This window comes from Pedobacter miscanthi, from assembly GCF_003315595.1.
In the GTDB taxonomy this organism is placed as follows: domain Bacteria; phylum Bacteroidota; class Bacteroidia; order Sphingobacteriales; family Sphingobacteriaceae; genus Pedobacter; species Pedobacter miscanthi.
In genome coordinates, this window is sequence record NZ_QNQU01000003.1 from 103,113 (window position 1) to 121,051 (window position 17,939).

Consider the following 17,939-nt stretch of genomic DNA (forward strand, 5'->3'; position numbering starts at 1 on the left):
AAATAGAATTTAAGTTTTAAAATTTAGGGTACTTACAATATAATCTATTTTAGATGCAAAGGTGTAGCAAATTTTATTCCTGACTGACTTATTTTCTGCACAATTAAAACGGATATAAAACGTTAAATATTAGTTAAATATGCCCTGCAGGACAATATTTGCGGGAAAACATAAAAACTATGCATGCATATTAAACCTTCTGAATTTTTGGTTCTCTAATTGATACACACAGATTAGGTTATTAAAATAAAACACACAAATGAAAACACTGAAAACTACGGCACTTGTGCTGGGGCTCGTTGGGCTCCTTGCCGGAACCACAACCCTTGTCAGGGCACAAGACTATCAAAATGATTACCAGGATGATGGTTACAGCACCGGCAATATTTCCTTACAGACATTTTACGACGAGCTTTCACCTTATGGTACCTGGATTCAGGATCCGCAATATGGTTATGTTTGGCGTCCGGATGTAGATCAGAGCGAATTTCGCCCGTACTATTCAAACGGACGTTGGGCGATGACAGAGTATGGAAATACCTGGGTTTCGAACTACGACTGGGGTTGGGCACCTTTCCACTATGGCCGTTGGGTAATTAACAGTTACAGGCAGTGGATCTGGTTACCTGATACCACCTGGGGACCAGCATGGGTTGACTGGAGAAGCGGTGATGGTTATTACGGATGGGCGCCAATGGCACCAAGCATCAGCATTAATTTAAGCTTTGGCCGCCGTTACGTAGTGCCTGAGTTCTGCTGGAATTTTATTCCGCAACGTAATATTTATATCAACGTTTTCCCAAGATATGATTACGGACGCAACAACATATACATCCGCAATACCACCATTATCAATAATACTTATGTGTATAACAGAAGAACGTATTATGGTGGACCAAGAATTGAAGATATCAGACGCGCAACCAACAGGGATGTAACTGTTTACAGGTATGCACAAAGCAGCAGGCCAGGCGCAAGCAGGGTTGGTGGCAGAGAAGTATCGATTTACAGACCAAGGCCTGAGCGTAACGCGGTTGATAACCGTAATGCAGCACCAAGAAATTTTGAAAGGGGCAATGCGGGTTTCAGCAGGGGTGGACGTAATGAAGGTTATACCAACCGGGATCAAAGAGGCGGCAACCCAGGCAATAACGATAATCGTTTTGGATCAAGGGATAACCGTAATGCAACGCAACCCGACAGAAATAACGGTACTGTAGGCAGAGATAACAACCAGCCAAATAACAGGGGCGAAGCTTATAACAGGGATGCAAACGGACGTGTTAGCCGCGGAGGTACCAATGGTATTGATAATGGCAACAGACAGGAAAATGCAAACCGCGGTCAGGATCAGCAACGTTTACAGCAGATGAGGCAGCAACGTACCCAGGACCGCATGAGCCAGGATCAGCAACGTACACAACGCGATATGCAACCACAACGTGGCCAGGACGATCAGCAACGTGCTCAAATGGAACAGCAAAGGAACCAACGTAACGAGCAGATGCAGCAACAACGTGCACAACAGGCACAGCAGCAACAGCAGGAAAGGGCTCAACGTGATGGTCAGGCTCAACAACAGCGTAATGAGCAGATGCAGCAACAACGTGCACAACAGGCACAGCAGCAGCAACAGGAAAGAGCACAACGTGATGCTCAGGTGCAACAACAACGTAATGAGCAAATGCAGCAACAACGTGCACAACAGGCACAGCAACAGCAGCAGGAAAGGGCACAACGTGATGCGCAGGCTCAACAACAACGTAATGAGCAGATGCAACAGCAACGTGCACAACAGGCACAGCAACAACAACAGGAAAGAGCACAACGTGATGCCCAGGCGCAACAACAAAGGGCGCAACAGCAACAACAGCAGCAGCAACAAAGACAAGAACAGAGAAGATCAGAAGCTCCGCCACAACAAAGAGGTGGTGGTGAAAGCGGAAGACCATCAAGAGGCGGTAGAGGATAGATGGAAAGGTCCCGATGAAAATCGGGACTTTTTTTATTTAATAATTTAATTGCCGTCATTTCGAGCGGAGTGAAGCGGAGTCGAGAACCCGTAGGCTCAGCGGAGCTAAATCTATCTCGGGAGCACTATAAATGTAGATCTCTCCGTTCCGCTGCGCTTCAGTCGAGATGACGATCGCTATATTTACTGCCTTGCTGCTACATGCAAACCACTCAAATCATTCCCTCTAAAAGTGCTCTCTGCGTTTAGATGTAAATTTCCGGGATCGAGTAAAAAAGTACTGATTCCCAGTTCCAATCCAAACTTAATTTCAGATTCTGCATCGTCGCCAATAATTAAAATATCGTCAACATTAAGATTATGCTGATCGATCAACTCTTCAAAAACTTCTTTCTTATTGCTAACCGAAACATCAACTACACGTACGTCCTCAAAATCATCGGTTATACCCAGCATTTTCACTTTCGAAAGCTGTTGCTTTTCGAAACCCGCTGTTACAATAAATTTCCGCCCTTTGAGGCTTTTAATATAATGGTAATCATCGCTCGGCTTCAAGGGTTTGGTAACTTCCCTGTTATGCAGATAGGAAATTATTTCTGGCATTGCTTCTTCTTTAAAACCATATTTTTTTGCCACTTTTAAAAAGGGTGTTCTCAACATTTCCTGTTTAGCCAACTTAAAATCTTTATCGCTGATTCCTAAATCAATACTTTCTAAAAAGCGGTAAAGTTCACCCATAAGCTGTTCTTCGTTTGGTTTGGTAAAATAAATGGTATTATCAAGATCTATAAAAAAGACATGCTTCATTGTGGATTGGTTTTTGTAAGATGAAAAAAGTAAAACACCTATGGATAAAATATGTTTAATAAGTAAATCACTAAGATCATGAAAAAAGAGACAAAAATTATAGTAGGCGTATTAGCCGGAGCCGCATTAGGAGCAACCATCGCATTGGCATTATCATCAGATTCTACCAGCGATCTTAAAAGTAAAGTTTCAGACTTTTTTGCTGATCTTTTAGATGCCTCAAAGGATAAATTAGCAGGCCTGGCAGACAAAGCCACCAGCGTTGTAGATAAGGTTAAAGATAAAGCAGCAGAAATAAATGCTTAAAGAATTGGAAGTGCCGGAAATATCCGGCATTTTTATTCTAAATATTTTCTAACCACTATTCCAGATGAACATTGCTTTTCATGGTGCCGCCCGTACGGTTACGGGGAGTAAGCACCTTATTACCTTAAAAAACGATACCCAGATACTATTAGATTGCGGTTTGTTCCAGGGAATGGGACGTGTTACCGATAAATTAAACGATTATTTCGGTTTCGATGCCAAAAAAGTTACCTACCTCGTTTTATCCCACGCTCATATCGATCATTGCGGTTTATTGCCCAAGCTTGTTGCAGAAGGTTTTGAAGGAAAGATTTTCTGTACCTCGGCAACTATGGATCTTGCACGCATATTAATGATGGATTCGGCAAAAATCCAGATGCAGGATACCGAATATGCTAACCGTCACCTCCATCATGGTGAGGAAATGGAAGAACCACTTTACACGGAAGAAGACGTTATCAAAACGGTTAGTCAGATGAAGATCGTAGAGTATGAAGAAGATTTTGAAATTGAACCAGGAATACAGCTTAAATTTACCGATGCAGGTCATATTTTAGGCAGTGCCGCAGTTCACCTCAGCATTACCGAAGATGGGAAACCAACGCGTATTACCTTTTCGGGCGATGTTGGCCGCTATGGAGATCTGCTTTTAAAAAGTCCGCAGCAATTCGATCAGGCTGATTATATTTTAATGGAATCTACTTATGGCGATTCGCTGCATAAAGACCTCGATCCGATCGAAAATATGCTGATGGAAATCATTAACAATACCTGTAAAGTAAAAAAAGGTAAAGTAATTATCCCTGCTTTTGCTGTTGGCCGTACACAGGAGCTGCTTTATGCTTTAAACGATTTAGAATTGAAAGGTAAATTACCGGATGTTCCATATTATGTAGATAGCCCTTTATCATCAAAAGCGACCGAAATTCTTAAAAACCATCCCGAAGTGTATAATAACGGGGTAAAAGAAACTTTGAAAGTTGATCACGATGTATTTAACTTTAAAGGACTGCGTTTTATCGAAAGTGTAGAAGAATCGAAAGCATTAAATGCCGACCCAAGGCCATGCGTAATTATTTCTGCATCGGGGATGGCAGAGGCTGGTCGCGTAAAACACCACATCAGAAATAATATCAGCAACCAGAAAAACACCATTTTAATGGTAGGCTATTGCGAACCAAATTCGCTTGGTGGCAGGTTACTTGCCGGACAAAAAGTAGTCGAAATTTTTCGTGATGATTACGAAGTGAAGGCTGAAGTGCGATCGATTAAATCGATGAGTGCGCATGGCGATTACGAAGATTTATTACACTTTTTATCCTGCCAGGATCCCGCTAAAGTGAAACAGCTGTTTTTGGTTCACGGTGAATATGATGTACAACAGCATTTTGCCACAAGGCTAAAAGATACAGGCTTTAAACATGTGGCTATTCCTGAATATCATCAGGTATTTGAGATAGAATAAAATTGTTATTGGCGTTGGTCCGGATTTGTAATCCGGACCCCTGTACTCCAGATTTTTAATCTGTTTTGTAAGGATTGAAAATCCTTAGTTCATAAGACGGGATTACAAATCCCGACTAACTTATTACCTAGCTACCCTTTCAATGGTGCGCCATCCATTATACATCTTCCATTATCCATTTTACCTCCTACCTCGTCCATCATCCATTTTCCCTATCTTTGCCCTTATGGATGTTTTTGGTAAAGCGCTAACAGATATTTACAGAACTGGCGAGGCAGATACACTTTGGCTGCACAATTCGTACGGCGAACCTGAAGAAATGCCGCTGGAATTTTTCTTCCGTGATGATGAAGATATGCCAGTTTTAGAATTACAGGCTTTGCACATGTGCAGTGGTAAGGTGTTGGATATTGGCGCCGGTGTAGGCAGTCATGCTTTGCTTTTACAGGCTTTTAATATTGATGTTACCGCTATTGATATTTCGGAAGCTGCGGTAAATATTATGAAAGACCGTGGGGTGAAAAAAGCATTTGTACAGGATATTTTTACCTATCAGGAGAAATTTGATACCATTATCATGCTCATGAACGGTATTGGTCTTACCGGAACTTTGCCCGGATTTAAAGATTTCCTGATCAGATTAAAAGACCTCATCAATCCTAACGGACAAGTGATTTTCGATTCTTCGGATATTGCTTATTTATATGAGGATATGCCAAAACCTGAAAACCAATATTACGGCGAAGTATCCTATCAGTACGAATACAAAGGCGAAAAGGGGAACTGGTTTAACTGGATTTATATAGATGAAGAAACCATCAAACGCACCGCTAAAGAAACCGGTTGGGATACTGAACTGATTTTTGATGACGGAGAAGATCAATATTTGGTAAAATTGACGTTATCGCAATAATTTAAAAGTCATAAAGCTTTTCATTCCACTGATTTAAATCAACAGGCGCATACATTTGTTATATACGAATTATGAGCAATATTAAAATTAAACTCAGCGTTTTAGATCAGTCGCCGGTACGTAAAGGCGTTACTGCCCGAAGGGCGATTGAAGAAACCACTATACTGGCGCAGGAAGCTGAAAAATTAGGTTATCATCGTTTCTGGGTTTCCGAACACCATAACACCACCAGTTTAGCTGGCTCTACCCCTGAGGTTTTAATTGCCCATCTGGCCAACCATACTAAAACGTTAAGGATTGGCTCTGGAGGCATTATGCTGCCCAACCATAGTGCTTTAAAAGTGGCTGAAAGTTTTCGGTTACTGGAGGTAATGCATCCTAACCGTATCGATCTGGGAATGGGCCGTGCGCCAGGCACCGATCGCATTACGGCATCTATGTTAAACCCATCAAATACCTGGAGCGAACAGGATTTTGTAGAACAGCTGCGCGAACTGCATCACTATTTACACGATACTTCTGATGGCGGTATCCAGGCAAAAATAAAAGCGATCCCGATTTCGGAGACTGTTCCGCAACAGTGGTTGTTAAGCAGCAGCGGACAAAGCGCCTTATTTTCGGCTCATTTTGGGATGGGATTTTCTTTCGCACATTTTATTAATCCTGTTGGCGGTGCGCAGGCTGTTCAATACTACAGGGAGCACTTTAAACCTTCGTTGGATCTGGCTGCGCCTGTAGAAAATGTAGCCCTTCATATTTTCTGTTCAGAAGATGAAGAAAAGGTAAAACAGCAGGAAGCTTTAATGAGTTACAGGTTTTTACAGCTGGCAAAAGGTAAAGGGTTGCCTGCTGTTGGCTGGGATGACATTAAAAATGTAAGTTATACCGGGGCAGAACTGGAACAAATTAAAGCCAATAAACAACGGATGATTTATGGTACGCCAACAGTAATTAAAGAACAGCTTACCCAACTGGCTGCTGATTATGATGTAGATGAATTAATGGCAGTTACCATTACCGAACATTTTGAAGACCGGATACGATCGTATGAGTTGCTTGCTGATATTTTTAAATAAAAAAGTCCATGGTTTGTGTCCCCATGGTTTGTGTCCTTACAAATCATTTATTAAACTCTAATTGCGGTCTGTGAGAATACAGACCGCGGCATTAAAAATTAAAAAAGGTTTGTCTTCCGCCTACTTTTTGTCCAAAGTTTTGAATGTTGTAGGTGAGTGTAAGCATGCCATATCTGCCCAGATTATTGCTTTGCGTATCGATTATGCTGTTTCCTGTAATCTGGATATTCCTTCGCACATTGCTCTGCAAAATATCATTCACCGAAAATTTCAGCTGCGCCCTGTCGTTTTTCATAAATAAATAGGTAACCGCTGCATTCCAGAATTTAATATTGTTATTATATCCGGCAATGGTTTGTGTATTGATGGTTATGGCGTAGTTGGTTTCGAAAACCAGTTTTTTAGGATAACGGATAATAAGTTCCGAAGCACTTTGCTGGGTATTGTAGCTAATGTTGGTATAAAAGCTATCGTCGTATTTACTTCGGTTTAAATTGATGGAATATGATTGGCTGATCTCTACTTTATCATTCAGGTTAAGCCTTATATTGCCATTCGGCCCAATGTAAAAAACATCGGCATTACTTTGAATATTGTTAATAATAACCGGTCTATGGTCAAAATTTCCCCAGAAACCCAGTCCGATTTTTAAACTGTTTTTGTCTTTCCTGAAATCTTTTGAGATGTTGGCGCCTCCCTGAAAATTATAGATGCCGCTCATATTAACCGGATTAACGGTTTGAACACCATTGTTAATGGTAATGGCATTAACGATTCCATTTTTGGTGAAATTTCCGTAACCATATAAATTATAGTTAATCAGGCTTTTCGGATCGTATTTGTACATATTCAAGCTTAAATTCTGTGTTCTGGCAGGCAAAAGATTAGGATTGCCATTCCGGATATAAAAAGCATTGGTATTATCGGCCACAGGCTGCAGATAACTTACATTTGGTTCTGCAAAGCCTGCCGAATAATTAAATGATAAGATTTTGTATTTTAACTGAAATGTTGGCCAGATAAAATTATACCGCTGATCGATATCTGCTGCATTGGTAAAACTGTTATTAAGCGAGATATAATTGTGCACCAAACCCGGCTGAATATAAAGATCTTTAGTTATTTTATACCTCAGACTGATATTGGCATTGGTTTTAAAACCCGACTGTTTAACGGTTTGCGATAAACCAGGTACCACAATATCATACAGCTGGTTGGCCGGATTCCGGTAAAAAGTATTCAATGCATTCTCATTATTAATGATATTTCCGCTTACATCAACCTTAAAGTTCAGTTTTTTGCTAACCGGTTCCATATAATTGGCATAAATGTAAGCCCTGAAATTGTCGATGGTATTATCCCTCAACTGATCAATTTCTGAAGTGGAAGGCGTGAGGTAAAAAATACTGTTGCTCCTGTTGTAGTTTACAATCGGATTTGGCGTTGCCGAAATATCAGTGCCTACGTTAAACGATCTTCCTGTTTTCTTAAAATCCTGATGAAAATCGGCCCTTAACTGATATTTATTACTTGATGTGTTTCTATCATTTAAATTTTCGAGCGTGTTAATCAATTGGTTATTCGCATTATTATTGCTTGAAGAAATTTTGCTTACCGAATTGTTTGAATTTAATACAACTGCCGGCTCAATGGTTAATTGCGTTAACGAGTCGATTTGCCAGTCTAATTTTCCACCGATATTATGTTTGAGTATTAATGAAGTCGTGTTTTCGTTGGCATTTGTAATCAACCTGTCGGTGCCCAGAGTCTGATTAGTATTGGTCAGTTTCTCCAGCAGATTGTCTGACCGGCCAAAAAAGTATTGTGTATTAAATTTGATGCCCTTTTTATTGATGGTATTAAAATTAAAGCCACCGCCCGATGAAGTTTGAACACCGCTGTAAGTTCCTCCGAAATTAATACCGTTAAATTCAAAGTAACCGCCGGTGTTCATCATCATTGAGTTTATACCACTTCTGTTAAAACCACCGATCCGCTGCACATCGTTTGGATTAAAACCAGGCTGATTAATGTTGTTGCCATAGGCCAGTACACTCACTTGGGTGGTATCCCTGAAAAAGTTCATCAAACCTCCCGCCTGATAGAGTTCTTTTAAGCCTCCGCCTGCATACAATTTACCAAAAGCACCTTTTTTAATGGCTTTTTTCAGTTTTAAATTGATAATCTGTGGAATTTCAGCTGCGGTTAAATCCGGATCGCGCCTTTTGGCCTGCTTATCATCCACCACCTGTACTTTATCGATAATATTTGCAGGCAGGTTTTTAGTTGCTATCTGCTGGTCGCCACCAAAGAACTCTTTTCCATCCACCAAAATTTTGCTTACAGCTTTTCCATTAACCTGTATAGAACCGTCTGCTGCAATAGAAACACCCGGTAATTTTTTTAACAGATCTTCCACCACTGCTGATGGAAGCGTTTTAAACGATTCGGCATTAAATTCTATGGTATCTTTGCGCACAATTACCGGAGGGCGCTCTGCCGAAATTACCACCTCGTTTAAATCGTTTGCTTTCGTAGAAAGGTAAAGTGTACCCAGGTTTAAAACCGGATTAGCTGCGGTTATTTCTACCTCTTTTCTAAAAGTTCCATATTGCCATGCAGTCACCACCAATCGGTATTTTAGTCCAACAGCCAAATTGTTGATTTTGAAAACACCTTTATCGTCCGATAATTTATAAGTAGTTAATGCACTATCGCCCACTTTATAAACGGAAATGGTTGAGTAATTTAAAGTGGTTTTATGGTTGGCACTATCTGCTAAAATTCCGGTGATACTTCCGTTTTTTTGCGCAAACAGGTTAAAAATAGTTAAAGTAAAGACAAACGAGAGTAAGATTTTCTTCATGTATGTTTTAAATAAGGAGCCTAAATTTATCGGCTATTTTTTTACCGGATTAATAAATGTGATGAAGCACATAAAAAATGTGACGGATTTAATGTTTGTTTAATAAGCTGACGCATAAAGCTCTTAAATGTTGCATGTAATGTAAAACTAAAAAAATAGTTTAAACTGGTTGGTCACTTTACTTTTACAAAGACAACTTTTAGAATATTTGGTTAAAACAAAAAAGCCTCACCACATGACATAGTGAGGCCGGGTTGAGGCGCAATTAATTTAGTGTAGATCGTTATAACTGATAATTTTTACCTCAGGATTTTTAGCTAAAATTTCTTCCATCCACTTGCGGTGCGAAGCACCAACGCCTACAACGATCCTTTTGGCATTTTTTGCTTTTGCCTGCTCAATGATGTTTTTGCACATGCCCTCGTTCCTTAACATCCATTGGGCAATCATGGCTTTAACCGATTCGGTGGGGAAGCCTGCATAACCATAAAAGTGACTGCCACCATAAAAATTCCAGGCTTCATCCAATACGCCATATTTTGCGGTATTCATTCCGGTATACTGATCGGCATTAAAAACCTTAGATTCCTCTTCACTATAACTCCAATACGCTTCAATGGCTTTAACTGTAGCCGCCTCGGCTGAAGTGCTGTCTGCTTTGGCTTTGTTGATCATGATTTTGTATAAGGAATCTGTTTTGGTCCAGGCTACGCTCCATGGTTGATCATAAGTTTGACAGTCCATCTTGTAAATCTGATCCTGGCCCAACTGATAAATCAACGGAAAATAAATTTTGCTGTATTCGCTTCCTGGTCTGTATAAGCCAGCTTTTTTTAAAGAATCTAAGCCACCGAACATTTTTGCATATTGAGCCAGTTCCTCTTTGCCAAATTTATCTTTCATATAATTTTCGAGTACGAAAATCTGGTATTCTGCATTTCCCCTGTCAAGGTTTTTAGCATAATTTACAGCTAAATCCATACGGGTTTTATGGTAGTAAGCAAAAGAAGAAAGTGCTTTCTGATCTTTTTTAATTTGTGAAACAATGTTTTTGAGTGTTTCAGGATTATATTTTTCGATGTAATCGTGACCTTTTTTAAAAGCTTTAACTGCCCAATTGCCTGATTCGAGCTTAGTATAATCACTTTCTGGTAAATATTCGCCAAAAACCATATCGGGTTTAAAGTTTTTCAGCTTATTGATGATGACCTGAAAATTCTGGGTAGATTTAGCATTATCATGACTGGAACCAACGATCACAATTTCGATCTGGTTTTGGGCATTCGATTTAAGTACAGCTGTGGTTAACAGTAAAAATGCAAGGCTAAGTTTTAGTATAGTTTTCATAATGAATCTAGTTTTGTTTTTGTTGATTCAAAGATGAGCATACACATTTGGCCACTAAATTTAATTATCCCAATGGTCGGTTATATTATCCGAATACGGCAAAAGAGGCAGTTAGATGTTGATCCGTTAAAATTGAATGTTGGGATAGCAGATTAAGGTTTTTGTCCTAAAAATGAGCTTATTGCATCAGTTTTTGGTTAAAGCCCACAATTAACTTAAAGAGATTGTTGTATTTGTTTAAAGGTAAAGTTTCTGGTTTATCAAATATATCATGATAAGCTGACGGACCGCCCTGCGTATAGATAAAAAAAGCAGGAACGCCTCTTTCAGTAAAGAAATAATGATCGCTATTGGCGGCTTTTCCCCTCGAATTGATTTTGGAAATGTAGTGATGTTCATCATTAATAGTGTTGAGCTGTGCAAAAGCTTTTGGATAAACCGATGCATTAACTACCGTCATTCCGGCCTCACCTGTTCCAACCAGATCGAGGTTAAGGAGAAATTTAATTTTACTCAAAGGTACCAGTGGATTTTCTACAAAATATCCGGAGCCTAACAAGCCGGCTTCTTCCCCGGCAAAACAGATAAAACCAATAGAATAAGGTTGAGGATTGGCGGCATAATATTTGGCCAGGCTTAATAAAGTAGCCACTCCGGCAGCATTATCATTGGCTCCCGGAAAATAAGTATCAGCACCCATTCCACCCAGATGATCGTAATGCGCAGTAATGATTAAAAGTGAATCGGGAAATTTGGTTCCTTTAACAAAAGCACAAACATTTGCTGCCTGAAAATCGGGAATAAATTTATTCTCGATATCAACATTGATTTCTTTTGGTGTGGCTGTAAAATATTTTTTATTAACCTGAATGATTGTTTTTTCTCCGACTTCGGTAGCTACAGACCAGGTAAGTTTATCTTTTAATGAAACAGTTAACGAAGGCTTGGCTTGATAATTAAGGCTATCTACAGGGGTTAAATTCGCTTTTTGTTTGATGTCGGGACTTTCGTTGTTAATGATGAAATCTTTACCTGGAATGAGTTTTTGCCCGTTTATAGCAACCATCATTTTCGAGGGAAAAGTATTTACCGGGAAGCTAAAATCCTGTGTGTAGGTTGTGCCCATGGGTAATAAGCCCATTTTATGGTACGCATCAGCAATATAACCGGCAGCTTTTTTCATGCCATCTTTGGTGTAACCCCTGCCCCAGAAAGCTTTTGAAGTAAGGGTATTTATTACCTGACGTGTATAGGTAGAATCCTGCGCAAAGGTGTTGATAGCCAAAAACAAAAAAATAATAGCCCAAAGTTTTTTCATGCCGAAATTTAGTAAAATAAAGTTACTGTTGAATTTCTCCGCTAACGCTCGTTTCTAACGAGCGTTGAATAATTTATCGTTTACAAACGATAGAATCGTATAGCTATTTATGCACTCGTTTGGAAACGAGCGCAAACATTTTCATGTTTAAGCAAAAAAAAAGGTTGATGTTTAACAGCATAGCCATTATTCATCAACCTTTTAACTCATTTCGTCACCCTGAATTCTGCTAACGCTCGTTTCTAACGAGCGTTGAATAATTTATCGTTTACAAACGATAGAATCGTATAGCTATTTACGCACTCGTTTGGAAACGAGCGCAAACATTTTCATGTTTAAGCAAAAAAAAAGGTTGATGATTAACAGCATGGCCATTAATCATCAACCTTTTAATATAAAATAAGATTCTTTTACTTTACCAGATAAGGCTGCAAAGCGGTTTTAATTTTTTCTTTGTTCTGTGCTGCAGTCCATTTTTCTTTGATAGACTGATCGCCTAAGCTAAATAGGGTTTCGTAAAGCAATTTGCCATTCGCCATGGTTTGTACTTTAAAGGTATTTTGCGATCCGATGATATCGGCCCAAACACCACGTACATCTGCCCAGTAAGATTTTTGGCTTGCCCACCATTTTTGTGCATTGGCAAAAGTTTTAGGGTCTATTTTGGTAAATTCCTCATAACCTTTTTCAACAGCCAATAATTTATCACCGCTGGCCGAACGCACAATTTTTTTATTGTCCTGCTCAAACATCCAGCCATCTTTAGTAATGGTAATCCTGCTGCCGCGGTTTAATACATTGTAATCTTTACGTACGGTCGATTCTCTTCTTGGCAGTGGAGAATCTGTTTCGCTTTGCCATGCATCATGACCGCCAACATGACTCCATGTTCCGTAACCCTGGTAACGTGGACTATCATCTACCTGATAAACTTTCTGCGTCCATTTCCCTTTTACATCGGCAGGGGTTAAGTTACCTTTTTTCCATGCATTACCTTCAGTATAAAGCATAATATCAGTATCCTCATACGTCCAGTCCTGGCGCCAGTGTTTAATTACCGTAGTATCGTTAATGGCCAGCATGTGCTGAATTACGATCCTTTTAGGCTCATCAACAATAATTTCGGCCCATTCGTTGCCGTGGCTTTCGTAAGGTTTGCTGAATTTATAATTCGGATCCGGAGCAGTTACTTCGCCATAATTGAAATTCACTTCGTAAAAACCTGCTAAAGATTTAATGGCTTTTCTATCTTTTTCCAGTTTTTCTTCCTGAGAATCTGTTTTTGTTTGTGCTGTAGCATTAAGGGTAATCAAACCGGTTAACACTAAAATTAGGTTTAAAAACTTCATTTTTATGATTAATTAGGATGTACTTAGTTTTCCGCAACTGCGGGATTTTTCTTCTTTTTCTTTTTGCCCCACCAGATGATAAATCCGGTTATGGGCAAACTTGCTGCAATAAGGCTTGCAAAAAATGCCATAATTTTTCCGGGCAGGCCCAAAATAGCGCCCACATGGATATCGTAATTCATGCCGATTAGTGCTTCGCCGGCATTTTTGTCGCTTTGGTTTTTACGTGCCAGTAATTTCCCTGTATACTGATCGAATAACAGCACATCGAAGTTCCAGTAGGTTTCGGCCCCTTTATAACCTGTTGCATAAATGGTTGCTGAACCACCTTCTGCCGGCGACATGCCAATGCGTTCAGCATTTTTAAAGGTTTTTTTTGCCGTTTCGAAAGCCACATCAAACGGGATGGCGTTTATGGTTTTGGTCGAATCTGATTTAGCTGATACTTCTTTTGGCGGCGTAGTGCTGCCCGAGGCCACTACATAAACCGTTGCCTGAAACCATTGAAATGCCCAAACCAATCCGGTTAAAGCCAGCATCAGGCAGATGGTCATCACATAAAAGCCCAATACATTGTGCATGTCGTAATTGATGCGTTTAAACTTGGCCTTCCATTTAATTTTGAAACTCTTATCAAAGTTTGATTTTTTGAGGTTTTTAGGCCACCACATCACCATTCCGGAGATTAAGAGGAAAACAAATATAATGGTGCTCCAGCCTATAATTTGTTGCCCGATAGGATGATTGATCAGGAAACTCCAATGCAGCATTTTAATGATACCGAAAAACTCGTATTTATAATCGGTAACCATTGTGACTTTACCTGTATACGGATTGATGAGTACGAGGTCATAATAATCTATCGAATCGAAATACCAGAAAGCTTTAGGATCGCCGGGTTTATAGGTGCCAAACTCCCAGGCGCGGTCGGCCTGGCTATAACTTGAGATAAAAGTTACTTTTTTCTTTCCGCCCAAAGCTTTTTCTGCGGTTGCTTTTAATTTACTTAAGGCAATAGTTTGTTTATTTGCCGGTACTTCAACAAAAAACTGTTTTCTGTGGATAAACTCAGTAATTTCTTTCTGAAAAGCGAAAATACAACCCGTAACACCCAAATGAAAAACCACCAAACCTGATGCGATACCCAACCACAGGTGCAGCCAATCGCTGATTCTTCTTATCTGCGATTTCTTTGTTTTTTTCTGATTAGGTTTTGTTAGCGCCATTAAAGCTTTATTTAATAAAAGAACCAATTGATGGCTAAAACCATCAATTGGTTAAAAATTTTGAAACTATAAGGTTATTTAACCTCGGTTGTGTAGGTTACTAAATGCCAGGTTTTTTCATAATCCTTTCCATTCAGTTTTCCAGGTTTTTTTTCTTCTGTAAAAGCTTCAAGAAAATAATTTCCCTTTGCAGCCGGTTTAAAGTTGAATTTGCCCTGGGCATCTGTTGCGGTAGGCTGGCCTTTTTTATCAGGACCAACAACGGTTAGCTTCTGGTTTGCAAAAGGTGCTTTGTTATAAATAACTTCGTGTACGGCAGTTTCACCAACTTTTAGGGCATGTTTATCCGGTCTGATGGTTAAAGCTGCATCTGCAGGGAAAACTGTATTTATTTTTAAGGTACTTACAGCAACATCAGCAAAAGCATAATATTCGATTTTTGCTTTCTCGTAAACTGCCGCTACCTCGTGTACAATAGAAAGTTTATAGGTTCCATCCTGATCCGGTGTGAAACTGGCTTTATAAAAAAGTACATCGGGCGAAGCTGTTAAAACTTTGGTAGTACCATTTGGAGCAGTTAAAACCAGTTTGAAATCTTTCAGATTGCTGAACCATTTTACTGCCGTATCAGGTTCATTGTGTTCATACTCACCAAAAAAAACTTTTACGTCCTGAGGCTGTCCTTTTTTTCCTGTGGCCAATGTTTCTATCCATAAGGCATGTGCAAATACATTCGAGATGCTAAAGGCAAGGAATAGTGCTAGTAATGAGATTTTAGTTTTCATGTTTTCGGTTTTTTAAAACCTGGAGCATCTGATCTGATCCAGCTGCTCCAGGTTGGTATTATTAAAATTTATAAGCAATGCTTAATCTATAGTTTCTTGGTGCTTCTGCCTGATAATAATAGGCATTTAAGTACTGGTAATACGATCCGCTAAACAGATACTTATCCAAAATGTTAAATGCATTGGCTGTTACTTTAAACTTCGGCTGCTCATAAAATATGCCTCCATCCAGTTTAAAATAATTAGGCAGTTTCTGTAAACCAACACTCCAGGTGTCGGTTGCACGTCCGGCCAGGTGGGTAAAACCTGCCGAAATCCCTGAACCTTTAAGTGCACCGTTCTGCAGCGTGTAGGTTAACCATGCATTTGATACATGTTTGGCAAAACCTGGGATGATATCGCCAGCATTTATACCTTCAACACCAGGTGTTACTTTGGTTACTTTGGCGTCGGTGTAGGCATAGTTAGCAATCAGCGTTAAACCTTCCACAATTTTACCTCTTAAATCGAATTCGATACCCTGTGCTCTTTTTTCGCCCAAAACAACGCTAAAGTTTTCTTTAATCTGTTTTGTAGGATCGTTCGGGAAATTCGGATCCTGAATAAAAGCATTATTTGGATCTGTGGTCAGTTCGTTTTGTTTGGTTATCCTGTAAGCAGATAGGGTAGTGTTCCAGCGGCCATCAAACCAGTCTTTTTTAATGCCAATTTCCTTGTTGTTTCCGGTAATGGGTTTCGGGGTGGCACCACTGCGCAATAAGCCCGATTGAGGGGTAAAAGCTTCGTCGTAAACAGCGTAAATTGACATGCTTTTATCAACCGATACACTTAAACCAACCCTTGGGGTAATATGTTTTGCCTTATCTGGTGCGCCGCCCCAGGCCGACTGACTTACATAAGTATAACGGCCAGCCAATGTTAAACGCACAATGTTATTAAAAAAGCCGAGTTCATCCTGGATGTAACCGCTCAGGTATTTAGAATCCATTAAACCTCCGGCTGCAACAGCCCTTTGCGCTAGTGGCGTGGCGCGGTCGAAGTCTGGAAATCCATTGGTTGGGAAGCCATAATCAGGATGATTAGGGTTGAAAGGAGAAGTTGGAAGATCCAGATCGTGCGATTGGCCCCAATCTGCCATATAGTTTTTCTTTCCACCATCAAACCCGGCTAAAATACGGTGGTTAATGCCGAAAGTTTTGGCCTGGCCATTGATGAATAACTGGGCCAGTTTCATGCTGCTCTCTGCGTCCCAGATCCCTACATTTCTGATTAAGGTGCCATTTGCATTTACTGCTGATGGCCACGAACTATATCCGTTTTGCAGGTATTTAAAATATGCTGCCTGTGCTGTTAATTTCCAGGTATCGCTAAAGTTATGTTGTAGATTTAAGAATAAGCTATGATCATTCATCCGGGTTGGCGGAAGCCCTGGCTGGGTCATGGTTAATTCTCTTGGATAAGTGGCATAACCTGCCGGCGAAAAAATATAATAAGAACCTACCTCAGTCATTTTTGCATTTTGTAAGGTATATTCAGCTGTGAATTTGGTGCGGTCTGATATCTGGTAACTCAATACCGGAGCAAAGGTATACCTGTCGTTTTTTTCATAAGGCCTGAAAGAACCTTTGCTTTGCATTGCGGCATTTAAACGGAACAAGAATTTGCCATCGGCAGTAAGTTTACGATCGAAATCAACAGTTGTTCTGTAAAGATCATAACTTCCCAGGGTGAAAGAAACCTCGCCTTTGTTAAATCCCGTAGGCTTTTTGGTTACCACATTGTACATTCCGCTCGGATCACCATTGCCCAGCATAAAACCTGCCGGACCCTTTACAAATTCGATATGGTCTACAATACTCATATCCTCAGTTAATGGTCCCCAATATGATGATACCACATTAAAACCATTGCGCATGGCCTGGATCTGCGAACCGCGCATGGTAATGTTGGTGTACATATCGCCCCAGTGTTCCAAACGTACTGCACCGCTCACATTTCTGATCAGGCCATCGCTCATGCTGATGATCTGCTGATCTTTGATTACCTGATCGCTAACAGTCTGTATATTTTGAGGCGCTTCCAGCAATGGCTCATTCAATCTTAATGATGCCGAAGGAAGACTGATTTTATAACGGCTGTTTTTGCCAGCTACAGTAACTTCTTCCAGTACCTGATCGTTTTCTTTCAAAGTAAAATCTACCACAAGGTTTTGTCCGGCAGTAATGGTGATGCTTTTTTCTGATGGATCAATACCCACAGCCGATGCTTTAATGGTGTAGGTGCCAGCTTTAACCCTGTTGATGGTATATAAACCATTTTCATCAGAGATAGTTCCTAAACCTCTTCCTTTTAATCCGATGGAGATAAAAGCTGCAGGTTTTCCATTGGAGGTAGACACTTTACCTTTTATAGTTCCAAATTGTTGTGCAAAAGAAAATAAACTAAAAAGAGAGAGTAAGAACGTTAAGCCAATGGTTTTAATTTGATTCATTTTAATATTGATAAGAAA

The 17,939-nt window shown here is 39.9% G+C and carries 13 protein-coding genes; 5 read left to right on the plus strand and 8 right to left on the minus strand.

Translation table 11 applies throughout. From position 1 onward, the window contains the following. Positions 1-259: 259 nt before the first annotated feature. Positions 260-1,972 carry a DUF6600 domain-containing protein gene (locus DRW42_RS04165; RefSeq protein WP_208643494.1) on the plus strand — a complete coding sequence of 571 codons (1,713 nt, stop codon included), beginning with the start codon at positions 260-262 and terminating at the stop codon, positions 1,970-1,972. Positions 1,973-2,155: 183 nt separating this feature from the next. On the opposite strand, the gene DRW42_RS04170 is transcribed toward DRW42_RS04165, so the two are convergent. Next, positions 2,156-2,779 carry an HAD family hydrolase gene (locus DRW42_RS04170; RefSeq protein ID WP_113947578.1) on the minus strand — a complete coding sequence of 208 codons (624 nt, stop codon included), beginning with the start codon at positions 2,777-2,779 and terminating at the stop codon, positions 2,156-2,158. Between the two features lie 78 nt (positions 2,780-2,857). On the opposite strand from DRW42_RS04170, the gene DRW42_RS04175 reads away from it, so the two are divergent. The 4 genes from DRW42_RS04175 to DRW42_RS04190 all read left to right on the plus strand — a co-directional run bounded on the left by DRW42_RS04175 (position 2,858) and on the right by DRW42_RS04190 (position 6,539). Next, on the plus strand, positions 2,858-3,085 hold the full coding sequence (locus DRW42_RS04175) for a YtxH domain-containing protein (protein WP_113947579.1): 228 nt from the start codon (positions 2,858-2,860) through the stop codon (positions 3,083-3,085). 64 nt (positions 3,086-3,149) lie between these two features. Then, on the plus strand, positions 3,150-4,550 hold the full coding sequence (locus DRW42_RS04180) for an MBL fold metallo-hydrolase RNA specificity domain-containing protein (protein WP_113947580.1): 1,401 nt from the start codon (positions 3,150-3,152) through the stop codon (positions 4,548-4,550). A 226-nt stretch (positions 4,551-4,776) separates the two neighbouring features. Continuing rightward, positions 4,777-5,463 (plus strand): class I SAM-dependent methyltransferase, encoded by a 687-nt coding sequence (locus DRW42_RS04185; protein ID WP_113947581.1) that lies wholly within the window; start codon positions 4,777-4,779, stop codon positions 5,461-5,463. A 71-nt stretch (positions 5,464-5,534) separates the two neighbouring features. After that, positions 5,535-6,539: an LLM class flavin-dependent oxidoreductase gene (locus DRW42_RS04190; protein WP_113947582.1), complete on the plus strand. Its 1,005-nt coding sequence runs from the start codon at positions 5,535-5,537 to the stop codon at positions 6,537-6,539. A gap of 91 nt (positions 6,540-6,630) precedes the next feature. Here DRW42_RS04190 and DRW42_RS04195 read toward each other — a convergent pair whose 3' ends face one another. The 7 genes from DRW42_RS04195 to DRW42_RS04225 all read right to left on the minus strand — a co-directional run bounded on the left by DRW42_RS04195 (position 6,631) and on the right by DRW42_RS04225 (position 17,921). After that, positions 6,631-9,405 carry an outer membrane beta-barrel protein gene (locus DRW42_RS04195; RefSeq protein ID WP_113947583.1) on the minus strand — a complete coding sequence of 925 codons (2,775 nt, stop codon included), beginning with the start codon at positions 9,403-9,405 and terminating at the stop codon, positions 6,631-6,633. A gap of 270 nt (positions 9,406-9,675) precedes the next feature. After that, positions 9,676-10,752: a DUF5694 domain-containing protein gene (locus DRW42_RS04200; protein WP_113947584.1), complete on the minus strand. Its 1,077-nt coding sequence runs from the start codon at positions 10,750-10,752 to the stop codon at positions 9,676-9,678. A 178-nt stretch (positions 10,753-10,930) separates the two neighbouring features. Further along, the gene (locus tag DRW42_RS04205; protein WP_113947585.1) at positions 10,931-12,070 is read right to left on the minus strand and encodes a M28 family metallopeptidase; all 1,140 of its coding nucleotides are present in this window, start codon (positions 12,068-12,070) and stop codon (positions 10,931-10,933) included. Between the two features lie 410 nt (positions 12,071-12,480). Beyond that, complete coding sequence (locus tag DRW42_RS04210; RefSeq protein ID WP_113947586.1) at positions 12,481-13,419, minus strand: DUF6607 family protein; 939 nt, start codon at positions 13,417-13,419, stop codon at positions 12,481-12,483. A gap of 23 nt (positions 13,420-13,442) precedes the next feature. After that, a complete protein-coding gene (locus DRW42_RS04215) occupies positions 13,443-14,645 on the minus strand; it encodes a PepSY-associated TM helix domain-containing protein (RefSeq protein ID WP_113947797.1) in 1,203 nt (400 codons plus the stop codon). Positions 14,646-14,719: 74 nt separating this feature from the next. Further along, positions 14,720-15,430 (minus strand): DUF4198 domain-containing protein, encoded by a 711-nt coding sequence (locus DRW42_RS04220; protein WP_113947587.1) that lies wholly within the window; start codon positions 15,428-15,430, stop codon positions 14,720-14,722. Between the two features lie 61 nt (positions 15,431-15,491). Further along, positions 15,492-17,921 carry a TonB-dependent receptor gene (locus tag DRW42_RS04225; RefSeq protein ID WP_113947588.1) on the minus strand — a complete coding sequence of 810 codons (2,430 nt, stop codon included), beginning with the start codon at positions 17,919-17,921 and terminating at the stop codon, positions 15,492-15,494. Positions 17,922-17,939 lie beyond the last annotated feature (18 nt).

Coding starts and splice junctions, on each gene's coding strand:
- DRW42_RS04165 (WP_208643494.1), top strand. CDS start 260: ATGAAAACACTGAAAACTACGGCACTTGTGCTGGGGCTCGTTGGGCTC.
- DRW42_RS04170 (WP_113947578.1), bottom strand. CDS start 2,779: ATGAAGCATGTCTTTTTTATAGATCTTGATAATACCATTTATTTTACC.
- DRW42_RS04175 (WP_113947579.1), top strand. CDS start 2,858: ATGAAAAAAGAGACAAAAATTATAGTAGGCGTATTAGCCGGAGCCGCA.
- DRW42_RS04180 (WP_113947580.1), top strand. CDS start 3,150: ATGAACATTGCTTTTCATGGTGCCGCCCGTACGGTTACGGGGAGTAAG.
- DRW42_RS04185 (WP_113947581.1), top strand. CDS start 4,777: ATGGATGTTTTTGGTAAAGCGCTAACAGATATTTACAGAACTGGCGAG.
- DRW42_RS04190 (WP_113947582.1), top strand. CDS start 5,535: ATGAGCAATATTAAAATTAAACTCAGCGTTTTAGATCAGTCGCCGGTA.
- DRW42_RS04195 (WP_113947583.1), bottom strand. CDS start 9,405: ATGAAGAAAATCTTACTCTCGTTTGTCTTTACTTTAACTATTTTTAAC.
- DRW42_RS04200 (WP_113947584.1), bottom strand. CDS start 10,752: ATGAAAACTATACTAAAACTTAGCCTTGCATTTTTACTGTTAACCACA.
- DRW42_RS04205 (WP_113947585.1), bottom strand. CDS start 12,070: ATGAAAAAACTTTGGGCTATTATTTTTTTGTTTTTGGCTATCAACACC.
- DRW42_RS04210 (WP_113947586.1), bottom strand. CDS start 13,419: ATGAAGTTTTTAAACCTAATTTTAGTGTTAACCGGTTTGATTACCCTT.
- DRW42_RS04215 (WP_113947797.1), bottom strand. CDS start 14,645: ATGGCGCTAACAAAACCTAATCAGAAAAAAACAAAGAAATCGCAGATA.
- DRW42_RS04220 (WP_113947587.1), bottom strand. CDS start 15,430: ATGAAAACTAAAATCTCATTACTAGCACTATTCCTTGCCTTTAGCATC.
- DRW42_RS04225 (WP_113947588.1), bottom strand. CDS start 17,921: ATGAATCAAATTAAAACCATTGGCTTAACGTTCTTACTCTCTCTTTTT.